The sequence below is a fragment of the Ruegeria profundi genome (genome assembly GCF_020171505.1).
In the GTDB taxonomy this organism is placed as follows: Bacteria; Pseudomonadota; Alphaproteobacteria; order Rhodobacterales; family Rhodobacteraceae; genus Ruegeria; species Ruegeria profundi.
Window position 1 is genome coordinate 920743 of record NZ_JAIUZS010000001.1, and the last position, 18293, is coordinate 939035.

Annotated in this window: 20 protein-coding genes and 1 pseudogene; 14 read left to right on the plus strand and 7 right to left on the minus strand. The window is 56.1% G+C overall.

Annotation, left to right across the window (positions count from 1 at the left end):
• Positions 1-94 precede the first annotated feature (94 nt).
• From LCM21_RS04435 to LCM21_RS04465, 7 genes and pseudogenes are all read left to right on the plus strand, one after another.
• Complete coding sequence (locus tag LCM21_RS04435) at positions 95-1078, plus strand: carbon-nitrogen hydrolase family protein (protein ID WP_224889492.1); 984 nt, start codon at positions 95-97, stop codon at positions 1076-1078.
• On the plus strand, positions 1078-2571 hold the full coding sequence (locus LCM21_RS04440) for an amidase (RefSeq protein ID WP_224889493.1): 1494 nt from the start codon (positions 1078-1080) through the stop codon (positions 2569-2571). Before LCM21_RS04435 ends, LCM21_RS04440 begins: the two co-directional genes overlap by 1 nt.
• A gap of 114 nt (positions 2572-2685) precedes the next feature.
• Positions 2686-3390 (plus strand): SDR family NAD(P)-dependent oxidoreductase, encoded by a 705-nt coding sequence (locus LCM21_RS04445; RefSeq protein WP_224889494.1) that lies wholly within the window; start codon positions 2686-2688, stop codon positions 3388-3390.
• A 268-nt stretch (positions 3391-3658) separates the two neighbouring features.
• A pseudogene (locus tag LCM21_RS04450) lies at positions 3659-3868 on the plus strand (DDE-type integrase/transposase/recombinase); the annotation flags it as partial.
• A gap of 395 nt (positions 3869-4263) precedes the next feature.
• The gene (locus tag LCM21_RS04455) at positions 4264-5139 is read left to right on the plus strand and encodes a hypothetical protein (protein WP_224889495.1); all 876 of its coding nucleotides are present in this window, start codon (positions 4264-4266) and stop codon (positions 5137-5139) included.
• A gap of 146 nt (positions 5140-5285) precedes the next feature.
• Positions 5286-6167 (plus strand): LysR substrate-binding domain-containing protein, encoded by an 882-nt coding sequence (locus LCM21_RS04460; RefSeq protein WP_224889496.1) that lies wholly within the window; start codon positions 5286-5288, stop codon positions 6165-6167.
• Positions 6168-6395: 228 nt separating this feature from the next.
• Entirely contained in the window at positions 6396-7451 is a 1056-nt protein-coding gene (locus LCM21_RS04465) for an alpha/beta fold hydrolase (protein ID WP_224889497.1), read from the plus strand.
• 123 nt (positions 7452-7574) lie between these two features.
• Here the strand turns inward: LCM21_RS04465 and LCM21_RS04470 are convergent, their stop codons facing one another.
• Positions 7575-7838: a DUF2312 domain-containing protein gene (locus tag LCM21_RS04470; RefSeq protein WP_224889498.1), complete on the minus strand. Its 264-nt coding sequence runs from the start codon at positions 7836-7838 to the stop codon at positions 7575-7577.
• Between the two features lie 267 nt (positions 7839-8105).
• Between LCM21_RS04470 and LCM21_RS04475 the strand changes: the two genes are divergently transcribed.
• The gene (locus LCM21_RS04475) at positions 8106-8324 is read left to right on the plus strand and encodes a hypothetical protein (protein ID WP_224889720.1); all 219 of its coding nucleotides are present in this window, start codon (positions 8106-8108) and stop codon (positions 8322-8324) included.
• Positions 8325-8334: 10 nt separating this feature from the next.
• Here LCM21_RS04475 and LCM21_RS04480 read toward each other — a convergent pair whose 3' ends face one another.
• Positions 8335-8550 carry a hypothetical protein gene (locus LCM21_RS04480; RefSeq protein ID WP_224889499.1) on the minus strand — a complete coding sequence of 72 codons (216 nt, stop codon included), beginning with the start codon at positions 8548-8550 and terminating at the stop codon, positions 8335-8337.
• Between the two features lie 243 nt (positions 8551-8793).
• On the opposite strand from LCM21_RS04480, the gene LCM21_RS04485 reads away from it, so the two are divergent.
• Genes LCM21_RS04485 through LCM21_RS04500 form a run of 4 tightly spaced genes read left to right on the plus strand, consistent with a single transcriptional unit; the run spans position 8794 to position 10984 of the window.
• Positions 8794-9657: an MBL fold metallo-hydrolase gene (locus tag LCM21_RS04485; protein WP_224889500.1), complete on the plus strand. Its 864-nt coding sequence runs from the start codon at positions 8794-8796 to the stop codon at positions 9655-9657.
• 32 nt (positions 9658-9689) lie between these two features.
• Complete coding sequence (locus LCM21_RS04490; RefSeq protein WP_224889501.1) at positions 9690-10112, plus strand: YeeE/YedE family protein; 423 nt, start codon at positions 9690-9692, stop codon at positions 10110-10112.
• Positions 10112-10543, plus strand: a complete 432-nt coding sequence (locus tag LCM21_RS04495; RefSeq protein ID WP_224889502.1) for a DUF6691 family protein — start codon at positions 10112-10114, stop codon at positions 10541-10543. Before LCM21_RS04490 ends, LCM21_RS04495 begins: the two co-directional genes overlap by 1 nt.
• Positions 10544-10552: 9 nt before the next feature.
• A complete protein-coding gene (locus LCM21_RS04500; RefSeq protein WP_224889503.1) occupies positions 10553-10984 on the plus strand; it encodes a protein tyrosine phosphatase family protein in 432 nt (143 codons plus the stop codon).
• Position 10985: 1 nt separating this feature from the next.
• Here the strand turns inward: LCM21_RS04500 and LCM21_RS04505 are convergent, their stop codons facing one another.
• From LCM21_RS04505 to LCM21_RS04525, 5 genes are all read right to left on the minus strand, one after another.
• Positions 10986-12092, minus strand: coding sequence for a FliM/FliN family flagellar motor C-terminal domain-containing protein (locus LCM21_RS04505; RefSeq protein ID WP_224889504.1), 1107 nt, complete (start codon positions 12090-12092; stop codon positions 10986-10988).
• Positions 12093-12169: 77 nt separating this feature from the next.
• Positions 12170-14848 (minus strand): sensor histidine kinase, encoded by a 2679-nt coding sequence (locus tag LCM21_RS04510; RefSeq protein ID WP_224889505.1) that lies wholly within the window; start codon positions 14846-14848, stop codon positions 12170-12172.
• Positions 14836-15150: a hypothetical protein gene (locus tag LCM21_RS04515; protein ID WP_224889506.1), complete on the minus strand. Its 315-nt coding sequence runs from the start codon at positions 15148-15150 to the stop codon at positions 14836-14838. The genes LCM21_RS04510 and LCM21_RS04515 overlap by 13 nt, the downstream gene beginning before the upstream one ends.
• Positions 15147-15527, minus strand: coding sequence for a response regulator transcription factor (locus LCM21_RS04520; protein WP_224889507.1), 381 nt, complete (start codon positions 15525-15527; stop codon positions 15147-15149). Before LCM21_RS04520 ends, LCM21_RS04515 begins: the two co-directional genes overlap by 4 nt.
• Before the next feature lie 78 nt (positions 15528-15605).
• Positions 15606-16901, minus strand: coding sequence for a helix-turn-helix transcriptional regulator (locus LCM21_RS04525; RefSeq protein WP_224889508.1), 1296 nt, complete (start codon positions 16899-16901; stop codon positions 15606-15608).
• Positions 16902-17106: 205 nt separating this feature from the next.
• Here LCM21_RS04525 and LCM21_RS04530 point away from each other — a divergent pair, with 205 nt between their 5' ends.
• Positions 17107-17643, plus strand: a complete 537-nt coding sequence (locus LCM21_RS04530; RefSeq protein ID WP_068337480.1) for a LuxR C-terminal-related transcriptional regulator — start codon at positions 17107-17109, stop codon at positions 17641-17643.
• A 150-nt stretch (positions 17644-17793) separates the two neighbouring features.
• Positions 17794-18291: an acetyl-CoA carboxylase biotin carboxyl carrier protein gene (gene accB, locus LCM21_RS04535; protein ID WP_224889509.1), complete on the plus strand. Its 498-nt coding sequence runs from the start codon at positions 17794-17796 to the stop codon at positions 18289-18291.
• Positions 18292-18293 lie beyond the last annotated feature (2 nt).

Below are 18293 nucleotides of genomic sequence, written 5' to 3' on the forward strand. Positions count from 1 at the left end.
TCGCATGATTGCGAGTTTTTCGCCAGCATTTTTAATGTACGATGAATTCAAGACTTCAATAATTGCAAACGGCAACGCGTCGGAAAGGTAAAAAATGAAAGAAACTGTTAAGGTTGCAGTGATTCAAGACAGCTCCATTCCATTCGATGCAACGGCTACGACAAAGAAGGCCTGCAATCTGATTAGGGAAGCGGCTGAAAACGGTGCAGAGCTTGCGCTTTTCCCCGAAGCTTTTGTGGGAACCTATCCCAAGGGGCTTAATTTTGACGCGCCAGTCGGAAAACGCTTGCCTGAAGGCCGCGAGGATTTTCTGCGATATTTTAATAATGCCGTTGAAATAGACGGCACCGAGGTTGCCCAACTTGTAGATATAGCACGCGAATGCGGGATTTTTGTGGTTATTGGCGTCATCGAACGCGATGGGTTCACGCTATACTGTACCGCGCTTTACATCGACCCGCAAAAGGGCCTTGTCGGGAAGCACCGCAAGGTGATGCCAAGCGGGTCAGAACGCTTGATCTGGGGCTTTGGCGACGGATCCACGCTTGAGGCGGTTTCGTCAAACCTTGGAAAACTGGGGGCAGTGATCTGTTGGGAAAACTACATGCCGGCCGTCAGGTTAGCCATGTATGATCAGAACGTCGAAATCTATCTTGTCCCCACGGCGGACGATCGGGATACCTGGCTGCCGACCATGCGTCACATCGCGGTTGAAGGGCGGTGCTATGTCCTGAGCGCGTGCCAGTATATTCAGTTGAAAGATTTCGGTCCCGACTATCGCAGTGTACTTTCCGATGACCCAGAGGCGGTTGTGATGCGTGGCGGAAGCACGATTATCTCCCCCCTTGGCGAAGTGATCGAAGCACCGGTCTTTAACGAAAGAACAATCCTCTACGCGACATTGGACAACGCGAGCCTGATCCGTAGCAAATTCGACTTTGACCCGGTTGGACATTATTCAAGGGCCGACCTCTTTTCGCTTCATATGGACGTATCCGTAAAAGAGGTCGTGACCAAAGCGCCGTCTGACCCGGCGTCCCAGACATCCGGCACAAACATACACAGGGAGGATGCGTGATGTTTCAAAAACCAACCGTTGAACAGGTTCAAGAGACTGCATCAGAGCTTGGCATGGCATTGCCGCCCGAAAAAGCTGCGGCATTTCTGAATGAAATGGGGCCGGTGTTTGAGGCTTACGACCTTCTGGATTCACTTGATGACGACATTCCGCCAGTCAATTATCCGCGCGGTGAGATCGTAGAGCCGTCTCCAAGCGAGAATGACATGAATGCCTGGACTGTGAAGGTTCGCATTGATGGCGCGCCAGAGGGCAAGCTGTTTGGAAAAACGGTAGGCATTAAGGACAACGTGAACCTTGCCGGCGTGCCAATGGCCAACGGCTCAGCCACGCTTGCCGGTCATGTCCCCGCATTCGACGCCACGGTTGTGACGCGCCTGCTTGATGAGGGTGCGTCCATCGTTGGCAAGACAACATGTGAGTGCTTTTGCTTATCAGCAGGAAGCCACACGTCCTGGCCGCTGCCGGTGCACAACCCTCATCTGCATGGTTTCTCGGCCGGGGGTTCTTCCTCGGGCAGTGCGGCTCTGCTGGCACGTGGTGAGATTGACCTCGCTATAGGCGGCGATCAAGGTGGTTCGATCCGCGTGCCTGCCGCGTTCTGCGGCGTGGTTGGCATGAAGCCGACTTATGGTTTGGTCCCATATTCCGGAGTTATGCCGATCGAAGCGACGGTGGACCATGTTGGCCCGATGAGCAGAAACGTGCGAGACAATGCGCTGATGCTGGAAGTGCTGGCGGGCAAAGACGGCCTCGATCCCCGGCAATCCGTCGACCATAAACCCGATTACACGGCCTCCCTTGGCCGGGGCGTCGATGGTTTGAAAGTTGGCATACTAAAAGAAGGGTTCGAACTGCCGCTTGCCGAAAAAGACGTCACGGATGCGACCCGTGCTGCCGCTGACAAGTTGGCTGAAAACGGTGCGGTCGTCGACGAATTTTCTCTTCCGGAACACCATGTACTGGCTGCGCTTTGGGCTCCTCTCGGCATGGAGGGTTTGACCGTCCAAATGATGCTTGGAAACGGCATGGGATATAATTGGAAAGGCTTGTACGACGTCGGCCTGATGGAGGCGCACAAAGACTGGCGTTCCCGCGCCGATGAATTGTCCACCACCCTGAGGATCGCCATGATCGTTGGGCGCTATGCCCAAAAGAACTACTTCGGGACTTATTACGCAAAGGGTCAGAACATCGTTCGTCGGTTGACGCGGAAATATGACGAAGCCTTTGCCAAGTACGATGTCATATTGACACCCACGGTGGTCATGAAAGCAACGCGCTTGCCCGGCCCGGACGCCGACGTTTCCGAAATTGCGGCAAGAGCCTGGGAAATGCTAGGGGCCACATCGCAGTATGATTTGACAGGGCATCCAGCGCTTTCCCTGCCATATGGATACTCTGACGGTTTGCCCATCGGTGTTTCAATAGCATCCGCCGCGTACCGAGAGGATCTGATCTATCAGGTTGCCGCGGTTCTGGAGGCCGACTGACAAGCCGCCACGACCTCAAACCTTCGCGCTGTGCCGTTCCGACCTTCGCGGCTGATTTTAAATCTTTGACATCGGTAGCTTGAAACAAGCTGCCTGTCCAAAAGGAGTGCCAACATGAAGGATAAACTGTGCGTTATCACCGGCGTAGGTGACGGGACCGGGGCATCCGTTGCCCGGCGGTTCGCATGGGACGGATACCGCGTCGTTTTGCTGGCCCGGAATACTCAGCGATTGTCAGAGTTGGAAAAAGAATTGCCAGATGCGCGGTCCTTTGCATTCGACCTCGAAGATCTCGACCAACTCGTCAGGGTGTGTCGCCAGATCAAGGATGAGATGGGCACACCCGACGTGATTGTCCACAACGCGGTACGGGCCACCTTTAAGTCGTTCATGGAGGCCGACCCAGAGGAGCTGGAGCGAAACTTTAGGGTCAACACGACAAGTCTGCTGTACTTAGCGCGTGAACTGACCCCGGCCATGGTAGAACGCGGCAGCGGCTCTATCATCGTAACGGGCAACACTGCCGCATTGCGTGGTGTTCCAAACTTCGCGCTTTTTGCGCCGACAAAAGCCGCGCAAAGAATATTCGCACAGTCGCTTGCGCGTGAGCTGGGCCCAAAGGGCATCCACGTGGCCTATGTTGTGATAGATGCAGCCATTGATACACCGTGGACGCGTATCCCCTTTAATCCCGATGAACCCGAAGAATTTTTCAGCAAGCCGGACGCTATCGCGGAAGAGGTGTTCCACACCGCTCATCAATACCGATCCACATGGTCATTCGATGTAGAACTGCGGCCATTTGGGGAGAAATGGTAGATCTGTCGCAAAGGGCGTAAACGAAGAACCAGTCGGAAGCAAAACCTGTCGGTTTTTGTGCCGAAATACTTCGCCCGTCGAAAGACGGGATTGCCAGGTTGATTTTGGAGTGCAGAAGGCTGATGTCGCAAGGTTCACTACATAACGCGCGCGCTCTTAACGGGAAACTCCGCAAGCTGCATTGTTGTGCGTCTCAAAGCCTTAGCCCATCTCGTCATCCGTCAGGTTGCCAATTATTAAATGATAGCCAACGCCTTTGGTTAACAACAAACGAGACCGGCCTGGGGCGGCCGACACGTGGCATTTGGACGAAGTGGTCATCCCGATCAACGGTCGGAAATGCTGGCTCTGGCGGGCCGTGGATGCGAACGGAGATACTCTTGATATCCTCGTCAAACCTCGGAGGAATACAAAGGCAGCCCGGCGCTTTCTGAAGCGGTTGATTTCACAATTCGGTAAACTCCGTGTTGTGATCACCCCCTCTCGGGGTATTGCTGCGCAATGCCTGCCGGGCAAGGAACCTTTGCGCTTTCTTTCGTCGCGTTTAGCGCTGGTGACGCGGACCTCGGGCAGTCTGTTCTTACGCGCACGGCGCATTCCGCACTTTCAGAACGTAACGCGGTGCAGCTTGTTAATACAGTCTATTCTTATATCGTATACAGGGCCGAGCAACCGTGAAAGCCGCATAAAACCAATAGGTTTAGGTAATCCGACGCCTCCGGTGTCCTTGTTGGCGTAGATGACCGATCTGTTGCGCTTCTTTCCTGTTCAGGCATCGCGCGGCGAACCCCACCGCGACTAAGCGGATTTGACTGTTCAAGTTACAGGTTGTAACCCGACAAGCGAGGTGAAAAGCAAGGACAAGACCCGAAGATGCAGGTTGCTATCCACGCAGGCGCGGCTTTTACCGACGAAGGGCGTGTGCTAAGCTCGCTGAAGAAAAACTCTGCTACCCTCTCTGCAACGGGGGTCAAGTTTTTCGGCTGGCGTCGTTATAACAGAATCTTCAAGCCCGCTTTCGACAAGATTGAGGCCGAGGCTGTCCATTTAACCTCATATCAAAACCTCAAAGCCATTCTTCCAACCGGACCAGACACCCGGCGCGCGATCTTTTGCAGCGGAAAGTTTGCGGGCGATCCGGCCGATGCTTTGAAGGACGGGCAGTTGTACCCGCAAGCTGGTCGTAGGATGGCACTGCTGGAACAGGTATATAGCGACCATCAGGTTGAGCTGCTGATGGGGCTCAGAAATCCAGGAAGCTTGGTTCCGAAACTTCTGATGTCCCTCACTGAAGAGGCGCGCGAAGACATCGTTCGGAACACCGACCTAAGCTGCCTTAGCTGGATTGGTATGATCGAGGATATCCGGGACCTTGCACCCAGCGTTCAGATTACCTTGTGGAGCGATGAAGACACCCCCTTTATTTGGGGGGATGTCATACGTGCGCTCAGCAATCTGGACGAAGACGTCGTTCTGGCAGACGAATATGAGCTTTTGACAAGCTTGCTGGATGATACTGGCCGCGAAAAGGTTCTGGAACTGACCGGTCGGGATACGCAATTGGGCAAGTCAGACCTTAATGACATGCTGGCACAGATCTTCGAAGATCACGCACAGCCTGAGAAGGTTGAGGAAGAACTGGACATGCCCGGCTGGAGTACCGAGATAGTCGAAGCATTTTCGGAACTCTACGAACAAGACCTTGAACGTCTGAGCACGATGCCCGGCGTACGTGTCTTGAGGCCCTGACGAACCCGGCGATGCCCGGCCAGACCGAATGTGTCAAGCGGACTGACCCTGGCTTGAACGCCAAACGATCCTTGCGCTTGCGGACACCGCCGCAAAGGGCTGTACTGGTCTGAAACCGGAACACTGGAAAGAAAGAGACCCTCTGTTTGCGCTCAAGCCCGAACCTTCCACCGCTCTTGTCCCTTCGCGCTTTTTCAGCGGTGGCGCGGCTGCTTAGTTTTCGAAAGGCAGCAGATGAGCTGCTGATTTCACAAAGTACAGTCAGCCATCACATCCGGCAGCTAGAAAACACGCTTGGGACACCGCTGTTCGTACGACATGCACGCAGCGTTTCTCTAACACCGGAAGGGGAACGCTATCTCAGTCATATTGACGCTGCCTTCCGGACCATCACAGATGCAACAGCAGAGCTTCGGGCCCAGGTTGGACTGCAAACGCTGCGCGTGACGGCGCTTCCGTCCTTTTGCTCATTGTGGCTCGTGTCGCGTCTTTCTTCTTTTTCAGAAGCGCATCCAGAGATCGAAATCGAGCTTGATCCATCACTTGAAAATGTCAGCTTTACGCGGGACGAGGCCGATCTGGGTATAAGATATGGAACCGGCCCGTGGACCGGAGTTGATGCCACGCTTCTGCATGTTGAAAAGATTGCACCCGTTGCGCATGCCGCAAGAACCACGTCGCTCGGAGATCTGTCCGACGAACAGCTTCTACTCAGCCTCAAAAAACACGAATGGCAAGTCTGGGCGAAATCGCAAGGCGTGACGCTGGCCGGTGCGAAACGCATGCCGCTGACTGATTACAACGTAGTCGTCCAGGCCGCGATTGACGGATCAGGTGTGGCAATCGGTCGTCAGTTGCTTGTTGATCCGCTTGTGCGCGCAGGTCGACTAAACTGGCTTGCAGACCCCAAGATTGTGGACCAACGCCTTGGCTATTGGCTGGTCAGCGCCAAGGGACGCGCCTTTACCCCAGCGATGTCGGTGTTTGCCGATTGGTTGACCGGGGCTTTTGCAGAGATCAAAACCTGAAGCGTCAGCACTCAGCCATCTAAAAAATAGATTACTCGCGCGCCTTTTTCGAATTGGTAAGGCATCAAGCGCCACATTACGTCCCCCATGTAGCGGAAAGGAGAACGCCCAACTGGCGTCTCGTGAAACTGCGCGCCCGTTGGAAAGGTTACACCGTTTTGCCTGCCGGGAGGCGGGCTTCCTCAACTCAGAACTCAAATTCTGTATGCACATTGGAAGGATGCCGGGATGAGCCCGTTCGAGCCACTCGCCTACAAGAGTAACTTCACACGCCGCAAAATGCTGCAGTTGACCGTCGTCGCAGGCGCGCTTGGCGCGGGCCTGCGGCCAATTCAAAGTTTTGGAGACTCCAATATGACCACAATAACCCCCGCCGTACCGTCTGACGCCACTTTTGACGGCACCTGGCCCTTTCCTGCAAACTACACGGACGCACCCGGCTATCCCGCCCACTATATTGACGTTGGTGAGGGACCCGAGACTTTGCTGTTACTGCATGGCGAACCCACGTGGAGCTATCTGTTCCGGCATCAAATCGCTGAATGGTCGCGCCATCATCGGGTCATTGCTGTCGACCATATGGGTTTTGGCAAAAGCGCCACGCCAAAGGACCGAACCTATTGGTTGCAGGATCATGTCGACAATCTGGAGGCGGTCGCCCTTGCCCTCGACCTCCGAGATGTGACGCTTGTGATGCATGACTTTGGCGGCCCGACCGGCATGGGGTTTGCGGTTCGCCATCCCGACAGGGTCAAGCAGATTGTTTCGGTCAACGGACCAACACCACTGGGTCAACCAGACCTGATTGACCGGCTCGTCGCGAATGCGGGTGATGCGCCGTGGTTTCAATGGATTCTCAAAGCACATGACAACGGGACTCTTGAGCCGCTGTTGGGCCAGTTGGATTACACCATCCTCTCAACTTTGAAACTGAACGGCTTTGAAGATCCCTCAATCGTGACGGACGCCTGGCTAGACGCCTACCGCGCACCTTTTCCGACACCGGCCGAGGCTGCCGGAGCTATCGGGTGGGCCAAGGGGTTTGCGGCCGGGGCGCACAAATTCGAAGAACCCGATGCGGCAACCCGGAACGCGATCAGCGCAAAACCCGCGCTTGCGCTTTGGGGTGAAAAAGACCAGACGCTTCATGCCAAGCATTTTCTTCCGCTGTTCGAGGCCGCATTCCCGAACGGCAAAATTCACCGCCTTCCCGAAGCAGGCCACTACAGCCCAGAGGACGCCCCGCAAGACGTGACCAACCACGTTCTGTCCTTCCTAGGGTAAACCTGATCCGCGGCTGCTCAGCCCAGCCTGAGCGGCCGCATAAAAAGGCTTTCGATGGGCAAAGCGGGCTTTGGGAAAAAATGCTCCCAGCCCGGCAAGACAAACCTTTTGGCATAGCTGTTGCTAATTCATGCCAAGGGCTTCTTTGTACATCTCGATAACGGCTTCTTGCTCTGCAATATCGTCTTTGTCTCGTTTTCTCAGAGAAATGATGCTGCGCAGGGCCTTCACGTCATAGCCCCGAGATTTACTTTCGGAATACACTTCCTTTATTTGATCGGCGATATCTTTTTTCTCTAGCTCCAAACGCTCAATGCGCTCAACAAATTGGCGAAGCTCACCAGCGGTGACTTTGTAGTTTGCTTCTGCGTCTTCGGTCATGCTCATCTTGCTGTTCCTGATTCTGGCCTGTTGTGGTGAAGGAATACCTGCTGCACGTCATGTATTCCGCTTGGTTCATGTTCCTTAAGAACAAAAGTCCTACTGGGTTTCAGTAGGGCTTCGGGCATCCCCTGGTTTCAATGCTGCAACAGCGGGTACCACGCCGGATACAATGCCACTGCCTAGGCCGCAAGCATCCAATCCTACCGCACTTGTGAATAAGTGGGCGATCCGCTAAGCGCAGACGGAAATGATACGCAAATGTGGGGAACCATGTTCGAAGTCATCACCTGGGGCGGTGCCGCCCTGTCACTCGCCGGGCTGCTGGGCCTCGTTTGGTGTATCCTGCGTGTGATGAAAGCGCGCAGATCCGGTTTGTCAGACGACGAACTGCGCGCAGTTGTTCAAGGTGTTCTGCCGTGGAACTTGGCGGCTCTTTTTCTTTCCGTGATCGGCCTGATGGTGGTGATCGTCGGAATATCCTTGGGCTAACAAGCTGTAATCAGACCGGCAGGTTGTCGAAACGCGCTTCCATTGCGTCTTCGCACAATGCCGCGTCCAGCCGACGCAAGCGCGACGGCACATGCACCCCTTGCTGGCGCATTCTTTCGATCACCTTTGTGACACTCGGCTGCAAAGCGATGCGCGTGTCGAGGCTTGCTCCGTTCAGCTTTTTCTCAAGCTGTTCGGCTTCGGAATACAAATTTACTGCTGACATAACATCCTCCCAATAACGTTATCGTACCCGGAAAGTGGTAACTGTTTTACGACTTGGTTACCGTAGGTCAATTGCGCGCGGAATCCCGCCGGTCACACGCGTAATCAAAGCACCCAGATACAGATTGTTCAAAATTTACTCGAAATGCGCGCGCCTTGCTTTGACCGGCATCAAACTGCGTAGTGTTGATCGCAACAGAATCTGCAACTAATACTTGATTAGATGGCGGCTGCTGAGGACCACATGACACCGAAAGTGAAGCCTTTTTTTGATCCAGACACGTTTACGGTTTCTTACATCGTGCAAGAACCCGAGGGGCTAGGTTGCGCAATTATCGACAGCGTTCTGGATTTCGACCACGCCTCTGGTCGCACCAGCACAGGATCAGCGGATCAGATAGTGGACTATGTTCAGGCGAATTGCCTGCGGGTGGAATGGATACTCGAAAGCCATGTCCACGCCGACCACCTGTCTGCAGCCCCTTATCTACAGCAGGAACTGGGTGGAAAAATCGGGATCGGTGATCAGATCGTGACTGTTCAGGAAACCTTTGGAAAAGTCTTTAACGAAGGCACCGAGTTCCAGCGCGATGGCAGCCAGTTCGACGCACTGTTTCGCGAGGGTGACAGCTTTCACGTTGGTCAGATGCGCGGCGACGTTCTGCACACCCCTGGCCATACACCCGCCTGTCTGACTTACGTCATCGGTGATGCCGCTTTTGTCGGTGACACCTTGTTCATGCCCGATTTTGGTACCGCGCGCTGTGACTTTCCGGGCGGGTCATCCGCAACGCTGTTCAACTCGATCCAGAAAATATTATCCTTACCGGATCAGACACGTATCTTTGTCGGCCACGACTACAAGGCACCGGGGCGCGATGAGTACGCGTGGGAAACTACGGTAGGAGAGCAGAAGGCCTTGAACGTTCATATCGGACAAGGTCGCTCGATCGAAGAATTCGTGGAAATGCGCGACGCGCGCGACGCCACATTGCCAATGCCACGCCTGATCCTGCCCTCGTTGCAGGTCAATATGCGTGCGGGCCAAATGCCGCCAGCGGATGAAAAAGGCAACGTGTTCCTCAAGGTGCCTTTGAACAAACTCTGAAACGCTGGCTGCGATCTTACAAAGGAAGAAGAATGCAAACTGAATGGATTTTAGGCCTTGGCGGAGGCCTTCTGATTGGGCTGGGCGCTGCAATCTACCTGCTGGGCAATGGGCGCATTATGGGGGCAAGCGGCATTCTGGGTGGTCTGATCGACGGCAGCGACCGCTCGCTTGAAAGGCTTGGTTTTTTGGCCGGTCTTATCGGCATGCCCTTGTTGCTGCGTCCTCTGATCTCGCCCGCGACTGAGACTCATCTGACCGGGAATATCACAATCGTGATCGTCGCGGGCCTGCTGGTGGGGCTGGGAACACGCATCGCCAATGGATGTACGTCGGGGCACGGTGTCTGTGGCATTTCCCGGCTCTCTTTCCGTGGGATTGCCGCCACTCTCGTCTATATCGCTGCCGGAGTCGTAACAGTCGCCCTGCTGCGCCATGTCTGGGGGCTGATCTGATGCGCATTTTGATTTCGATTCTGGCCGGGTCCCTGTTTGGCACAGGTTTGCTGATCTCAGGCATGACGGACACGACAAAAGTGTTGGGTTGGTTGGATGTTTTTGGCAACTGGGACCCAACGCTTGCCTTTGTAATGGGCGGCGCAATCATTCCAATGCTGTTTGCATGGCGATTGACGACAAACCGTCAACCTCTGACCGGCGGTCATTTTCCACCGAAAAGCGCGCCTGAGATGAATCGCCGCCTGATCCTGGGGTCAACCCTGTTTGGAATGGGCTGGGGTCTGGCAGGGTTGTGCCCCGGCCCGGCACTGGCATCGCTCAGCTATGGCGGAATCGGCGGTGTGATCTTTCTGATCTCTATGATTGCAGGAATGGTTGCGGCCCCATCGGTTGGCGCCCAACTGGACAGATCAGCGAACCCGGCCTAAGCAATACTCATGGAGATTCGCCCAATTACACCCCGCTATGCTGTCTCGCCGCAAATCACGGTCGAGGACGTTCCAGCAATCGCCGAAGCCGGCTTTGTAAAAGTAATCTGCAACCGCCCCAATATCGAGGTTCCGGCGAGTCTGCAGTCGGACGTAATCGGAGAAGCGGTACGCGCGGCTGGTATGGAGTACGAAGTTCTTGAGCTGACTCACCAGACGATGACACCCGAGAATGTAGCCCTGCAACGCGAAATGGCCGAAAACTGTGATGGACCAGTTTTGGCCTATTGTGCCTCGGGCACGCGGTGTTCCGTGGTGTGGGCGTTGGGTCAGCGCGACCAGATGAGCACGGATGACATCCTGCGCGCTACCACCAAGGCGGGTTATGCGCTTGAAAACCTGCGACCGATCCTTGATCAGAATCGCGCCGGTACGGATTGATTTAGCTGTGACTGCCCGGCTCGGTTTCTGATGTAGCCAGCTCTGCAAACTGCGCAGGATCAACAAGCAGTTCATCTGACTCGGCAAAGTTCAGGTCAGGTTCAATGTCTTTCATCACAGGTGGATCGAACAGGGCGGGCACCTGCGCAACCTCAGTCTGCATGGGTATCTCGGGTTCGTTGTGCGGCACCATAGACGAAGGTGAATCTGAAAACTCCTCATTCTCGGATTGCGACAGCGACGCTACGTTCACGTATTCGTTCAGGCGCACCGCACGCATTCCACTGCATTGTCCCAAACGTCCAATTGCAGTGCGCGTGCGGTCGATTGTCAGCACTTCGGCATGATCCAGCCTTGATCCTGTCAACGGCAGGACATCACCAACCACAAGGTCGGACAATGTCGCCAGTGGAAGTGACATACGGCAGATCACTGTATTGAGTTCAGCCCGTAATACTCCCGACGCCTGTTCAAGTTTGGGGCCGTTGTCCTCTGGCAGGTCTGGGTCGTTTTCCTCGTCAGGGCGCTCCGGCAATAAGATCGAGACACGCCCCTGCCGTAGTCCACCGCCCAGCTCAATGGTCAATTCAAACGCTCGATATACGTCTTCGACCATCGCCAAGGTCAACGTACGCAGATCAGAAAAGCGCGCAGCAAATTCATAACCGGTTAGAATGGATTGATCCGCCGATGCATCCACAAGTTCCACCGCCCGCGAAAAAACGTCTTCGATCAATGGGGCCACCATTGCCCCGTCCGTATGCGTAAACACGCGGGGCGCAGGATCGTCAGCCAACATCTCTCCAAAGGTTTGCACTTGTACAATGGCCGCAACGACACCAAGCTCCATGCAGACTGATGCTGCCTTACCGTTGCGATCCACAAATCGTAGCAACAGCCAGTCTTCCCCGATTCCATCCGTTAGCGCATCTGTTGATCGACTGGACTGCTTTGCCCCGATTACAGCCAACGGCAGTTGCAGCCGGTCGCTGGCCGCGCGGGCAAAGGCCAATCGCAGCGCGCGCAAGATTGAACGCGGCTTTTCTTCCTGCTCTTCCCGCCCTACCGAAAGCTTGCGCGCCAAAGCTGCGCTAACCGTTTGCATCATGCCCGAATCCGCTGTGTATTGCTGCGTCTGGCCTTCGGTCTAACCCAGCTCTGGTTAAGAATAACTTTACATCTGTGTCACTGAGCGGCCTGCTGATACGCCAATGGCAACCTCACACGGAATGCTGCACCGCCCTGCCCGGGTAGATACATGATCTCACCGCCCAGACGCTGCATGATCTCGCGGCAAATCGCCAGCCCCAGCCCGGCGCCGCCTGCCTTATCTCCTCCCACGCGGGCAAATTTCTCAAATACCACCGACCGCGCCCCGGGCGGGATACCGCTGCCGTTGTCAACAAAATCAATCACCACATGGCCGCCCACATCATGAGCTGAAATCGTAAGCTCTGGCTCATCTGCGTCACAGTATTTCAGGGCATTCGAGATCAGGTTGATGAACACCTGCCCCAGCCGGTCCAGATCGGTTTGCAGCGGGATACGCTCGGCTGCCTTTGTTCGACGAACTGTCAGGGTTTTACTAGTTCCAGCAAGCGTGCTGGAAACCGCCCGATCCAAGACAGAACGCAGCGTATCATCACCAACATTCAGACTGACGCGACCGCTTTCCAGAACGCTCAGGTCCAGCAGATCGTCCAGCAGCCGGGTCAGGCGCAAAGCCTCATCGTGGATGATCGCGGCATAGCGTGTCTGCTCTTCGTGGCTCAGCTCGTCAGTATCGCGCATAATCTCGGAAAAGGCTCGGATCGAGGTCATGGGTGTACGCAGCTCGTGGCTGACCTGACTTAGGAAACTGTCCTTTTGTTCCGAGATTTGCGTCAGTTTGGCATTGGCCTCGCGCAATTGGCGCGCGGTACGGGTAAGTTCGGCAGACTTTGCTTCAAGCTGACCGGAATACTCCAGCAACTGTGCGGACTCGTCAGCCACGGCCAACAAATCCTCGACCGACACGGACGAGCCGCCAACGATCTGACCAATCATCGCATGCGCGGTCGCAGCCCCGACGGACCCGCTAAGCTCGCGCTCCAAGCGTTCGAGAAAGGCCGGCGTAGGCTCGGGCAGACTAGCCCTGCCACCTTGCTTTTCGGCTTCGGCCTGAAAGAACTCGTGCGCGGGGCCTGCGCCCAGAATACGCTGAGTCATGATCATCAGATCCTCGCTCTGCGCCACCGAACCGGTCCAGCCACGCGGAGCGACGGAATGATCAAAGACGTTGACGAATTGTGCGGCCTGCAAACGCTCTAACGGGCTGGGGAAGCTCAACAAAGAGGCTACGCAAAACGCGATTGTATTCAGTGAAAGGGACCACATGACCGTGTGCACCATCGGATCCATCCCTTCGATGCCGAACAATGCCTGTGGACGCAACCAGCTCAAGCCAAATGGGCCGTTGTGGAGAACAGACTCGGGCATCAACACGCCGCCCATCCCCGGCAGCAGCAGAGTGTAGATCCAAAGCAAGAACCCGACCGTCAAACCCGCAAGCGCGCCGGTGCGTGTCGCCCCGCGCCAGAACAATCCACCAACCAAGGCTGGCAGTATCTGCGCGATGCCGGCGAACGCTATCAGTCCTATCGACGCCAACGCCGCGCCGCCACCGGACAAACGATAGTAGAAAAATCCCAGCGCCATGATCACGGCAATCGATATGCGCCGTGCAAGCAAAACGATATGTCGGACATCACCAGATACGGACCCCGACCCTCCCTGCGTGCTCAGCCATATGGGCATGACCACATGGTTCGAAACCATCGTCGACAGCGCCATCGCCGTCACAATGACCATCGACGTGGCCGAAGAGAATCCGCCAATGAATGACAGCATCGCCAGCCAGTCATTGCCTTGCGACAAAGGTACCGTCAGCACAAACAAATCCGGGTTCGAGCCTTCGGGCATAATGTCCAGACCGACAACGGCAATCGGCACCACGAAAAGACTGATAAGCAGCAGATACAGGGGAAAGGCCCAGGCAGCCGTCCTCAGGTGTCCTTCATCCGTGTTTTCGACCACCATTACCTGGAACATGCGAGGAAGGCAGACAAAGGCCGCTGCGGATAGAAAGATGAAGGTTGTCCAGCGTCCCGTGTCGACATTCCAGTGCCCGATCTCAGAGGCATCGATGCGGTCCATCATCGGACCAACGCCCCCCGCGACACCCCAGACAACAAAAGCGCCAACGGCAAGCAGGGCAAACAGCTTGACTACGGACTCTAGTGCGATAGCCGTCACGACCCCGTGGTGACGCTCATTCGCATCCAGGTTTCGGGTGCCAAAGAGGATCGCAAAAACGGCCAGCCCAGCCGCAACCCAGAATACACTTGAGCCTTCGCGGTATAGGCCCGAAGGGTCGGCGTCGGCGAATATTGAAAACGACAAAGTAATGGATTGAAGCTGCAGCGCGATATAGGGCGTTCCGCCCAGTACCGCCAGAATGGTCACGCAGATCGCCAGCGTGTTGGATTTGCCATAGCGCGAGGAAATCAGGTCAGCGATAGACGTCACCCGATGGCTGCGCCCGACCCGCACCAGTTTTCGAAGCCCCCACCACCAGCTTATCATCACCAGCGTTGGGCCGAGGTAGATCGTCACGAATTCCAGCCCTGACCGCGCGGCATTGCCCACGGCACCATAAAACGTCCACGCCGTGCAATAGATCGAAAGGGACAGCGTATAGATCAGCGAAGACCGAAGCCATGCCCCCTTACCGGCTGCTGCCAACCTGTCTGCGGCAAAGGCCACACCGAACAGCAGCACGACATACCCTAGGCAAACCAGGATCAGAACGTTCAGCGTGGCCATTGGTCCGACCCGGGTTTGGATTCGTCTTGCGCCGACATCCGACGAGCCGCAAACCCAAAAACAAGGCTGGCGACGATCAGACCAACCCAGCAGGCAAAGATGTAAAACATGGCAGAAGACAGCGGCACCGCTTGCTGGCGGCTCGGACCATCCGGCCAAAGCAAAGGAACAGCGAGTAGCGCCGCCCCCAGAAAGGGCAGGAGCCGCGCCGCATCCGTCAACCGGCGGCGGCGATAGCTTTGCCGCTCAAGAAACAGCGAAGGCCGCGCACCTGAGGGCGGTCGGTCTTCGTGCGTGCTCATGACTGTGTCGCCTGTGCATGCAGATCGCGTACAGCCGTCAGCATCTCGGTATTGGAAAAAGGTTTGGTCATAAAGCGGCTGACGCCCGCATTTTCGGCCATCTCGCGGTCGCGGGTCTGGCCACGCGCCGTCAGCATGAGAACTGGCAATCCCTGCATGTCCTCCAACTCACGCAGGTCGCGCAGAATCTCCATCCCGCTTTTTCCCGGCAGCATCACATCCAAAATAACAAGGTCCGGGCTTGCCACCCGGATAACCTGCAACGCATCCGCGCCTTCTGCATGGGTTTCCACCTGCCACCCTTCGCGTGTCAGCAGGAACCGAATAGCCTCGGCGATGTTGGGTTCATCCTCAATTAACAGAACCTTACGGCTCATGACTGTCTGTCCTCCCCGTGACAGGCCGTTGAATGGACGACCCATCCACGTCAGCTTACGCGCGATGTCGGGAAACTGTCAAAAACCTTCGCTCAGAATCGACGGCTCACGCCGGGACGAACAATTCTCGTGGGGGCAGACCCTGCAACTGGGACCTACGCGCGCGACGGCCTGCGCATCCTGCGCGACATCCTCAACCGAGCGCACTAGCATCACCGAACGATAAACCGGAGCCTGATCAAATTTGGATCCCGGTTGCGGCCAGGCGTAGGCGTAGCAATCGAAGACAGCCGCTGCCCGCCCAAGCTGAGCGACGCGTTGACGGATCGGAACCAATGGCCTGTTCAGCGCCTGAAACAACGGCCACAAGGGGCAGGCTTCGCCAAACCGCGGCATGGCGAATCCGGGAACCGATTTGCTGAACAGAATACTTCCGGATGCGTCACACACGACCAAACCGGTTGGGCGGCCCAGATACCCGTCCGGTAAGGTCGCAAGCCGACGCAGAACCGTTGCAACATCCACCGAAAACCGGGATGCCAGTTGCAGCGGATCAAGCGGAGCCTCCGCCAAAGCGGCCTGCACATCCTTCAATGGCATCGCCCTTGCGTCTGCGGCATAAATAGCAAGGAAGTCCTGCGTCAGAGATTTCGCCGCTGCCGAGTCCAGTTCGGACAGGTCGACGTCTGTCGCTGCTCCACCGTGCTCCATATCGTTGAAATGGTGGTTGTTGGCGTCAAAAAACGCCTCGACGTCTTCCTGCGGGACACCGCGGTGATCCCCATCAGAATCGCTGTTGTCCAGATAAGTGACCAGAGATTTCGAGCTGTCCGCCAGACGTTCTGCATCCTGATGCAGGTTTTTGTGAAATCTGTCCCGCCACTGCGGCTCGATCTCTTGTGTGTCAGCCAGAATCGCAGCGGTTGAGCGAATCGCAGCAGCGGTCGACAAAACCTCATGCATGGATGCGGCCAGATGCGGATCATGCGTCAGACGGTCAGACAGCGTTTCAACCGTACGCTCAAGGGACACGACCCGGCGGTGCATTTGCGCCAGAACGCCCGCCCATCCGGGAAAACGGCCGGCGAATTCCTCTAATCCGTCCAACTCTGCCTTCTGCCCGACGGAATCCGCCGCAGCCTCGCGCAGCGCCGAGATCAAAGTCGCCTCGATTCCCCGCGTCAGCACCGAAGGTTCCACCGTTAACGCCGATGCGATATCGACCAACAGTTTGCCACCAATCCGTCGGCGATTGTGTTCGATAAGGTTCAGGTATGAGGCTGAAATCCCAACCTGCCGCGCCAGCTCGGCCTGCCGCAGACCCGCGATCTGCCGCCTTTCCCGTATACGGCTGCCTGTCAGAGTATCGCGCATGCTCTCGCCCCTCCCTTAGCGAAACCATCCGTTAAGATCATCCCGTAATTTTCAGAACTCTTGTTGTATTTGTATTATTTAATTACTTATTTTCATAGTGCATTTACAGGCTTAACAAACCAAAACAGGACTCCGCACCACAACCCAGGCCAGAATCTGCGCACCACCCCTTCTATTTTCGATGAATTACTTGCACGATAGCACGATGAGCGATCCCGCCTTTGAATATGCCCCAATCGGATTGGTCGAACTGGAAAACCGGGTCATCCGGCGGTGCAATTTACAGTTCGCCCGCACCTTTGGCGGTGAAGCCGCAGACTATCGCAACATGCCGCTGCTGCACCTTTACCCATCTGTCGCTGATTGGGAGCGTATTGGTGCCCGTAGTCTGCAAGTGATGCGTGATACCGGATACTACACGGACGAAAGGGTCATGCGGCGGCGCAATGGTGGTTTGTTTTGGTGCCGCGCGCGTGGGCGCTCACTAACGCCCGATGATCCGTTCCGCCATGGAATCTGGAGCTTTTCCGACATTTCCGAGGAACGTCCGCTGGTTGAACTGACCGCCCGCGAACGCGAGGTCGCCATCCTGTCCTGCCGTGGACTGTCGGCAAAAGAAATCGGGGCAGAGTTAGAGTTGAGTTATCGCACGATCGAAGCTTACCGAGCGCGCCTGCTGGAGAAATTCGGCGCCCGCAAACTGCCCGAACTGGTGGCGAAACTTTCGGGTATGCCGCTTTAACCCCTTTTGCCTTGCGAGAACCTGAAAAAACCGGCTTCTCACAAGGCCAGACTGCGCTTTTCATGACCGGGCGCTTGGCTTATAACGCTGCGTAATCAGACCAAAGCCCGCAGGAACAGACGGGCCAAAGGGGAACCGTCGAGGACACTCATGACAGACACCAAACACGAAGCGGATGTGGCATTCATCAAGGCACTGGCGGAATTGCTGCGCGAAAACGACCTGACGGAATTGCAGGTCAAACGTGAATATGGCGAAGAAGACAGCCTGAACGTACGCGTCAGCCGATTGACCCAGGCCGCTGCTGCTCCGGTTCAGGTCGCCGTTCCGACCGCCGCACCTGCCGCACCCACTGGCGCCCCTGCTCCTGCCCCTGCCGACGCGCCCGCCGCCGTTGAAGACCCGGCAAACCATCCCGGCGCGGTGACGTCACCCATGGTTGGTACCGTTTACATGCAACCCGAACCGGGCGCGCCCGCGTTCATCTCGGTCGGCGCATCTGTGTCCGAAGGCGACACGCTGTTGATCGTCGAAGCGATGAAGACCATGAACCACATCCACGCGCCCAAGGCGGGCACAATCAAACGCATTCTGGTCGGAGACGGCGATGCAGTGGAGTTCGGCTCCCCTCTGGTCATCATCGAGTAAGG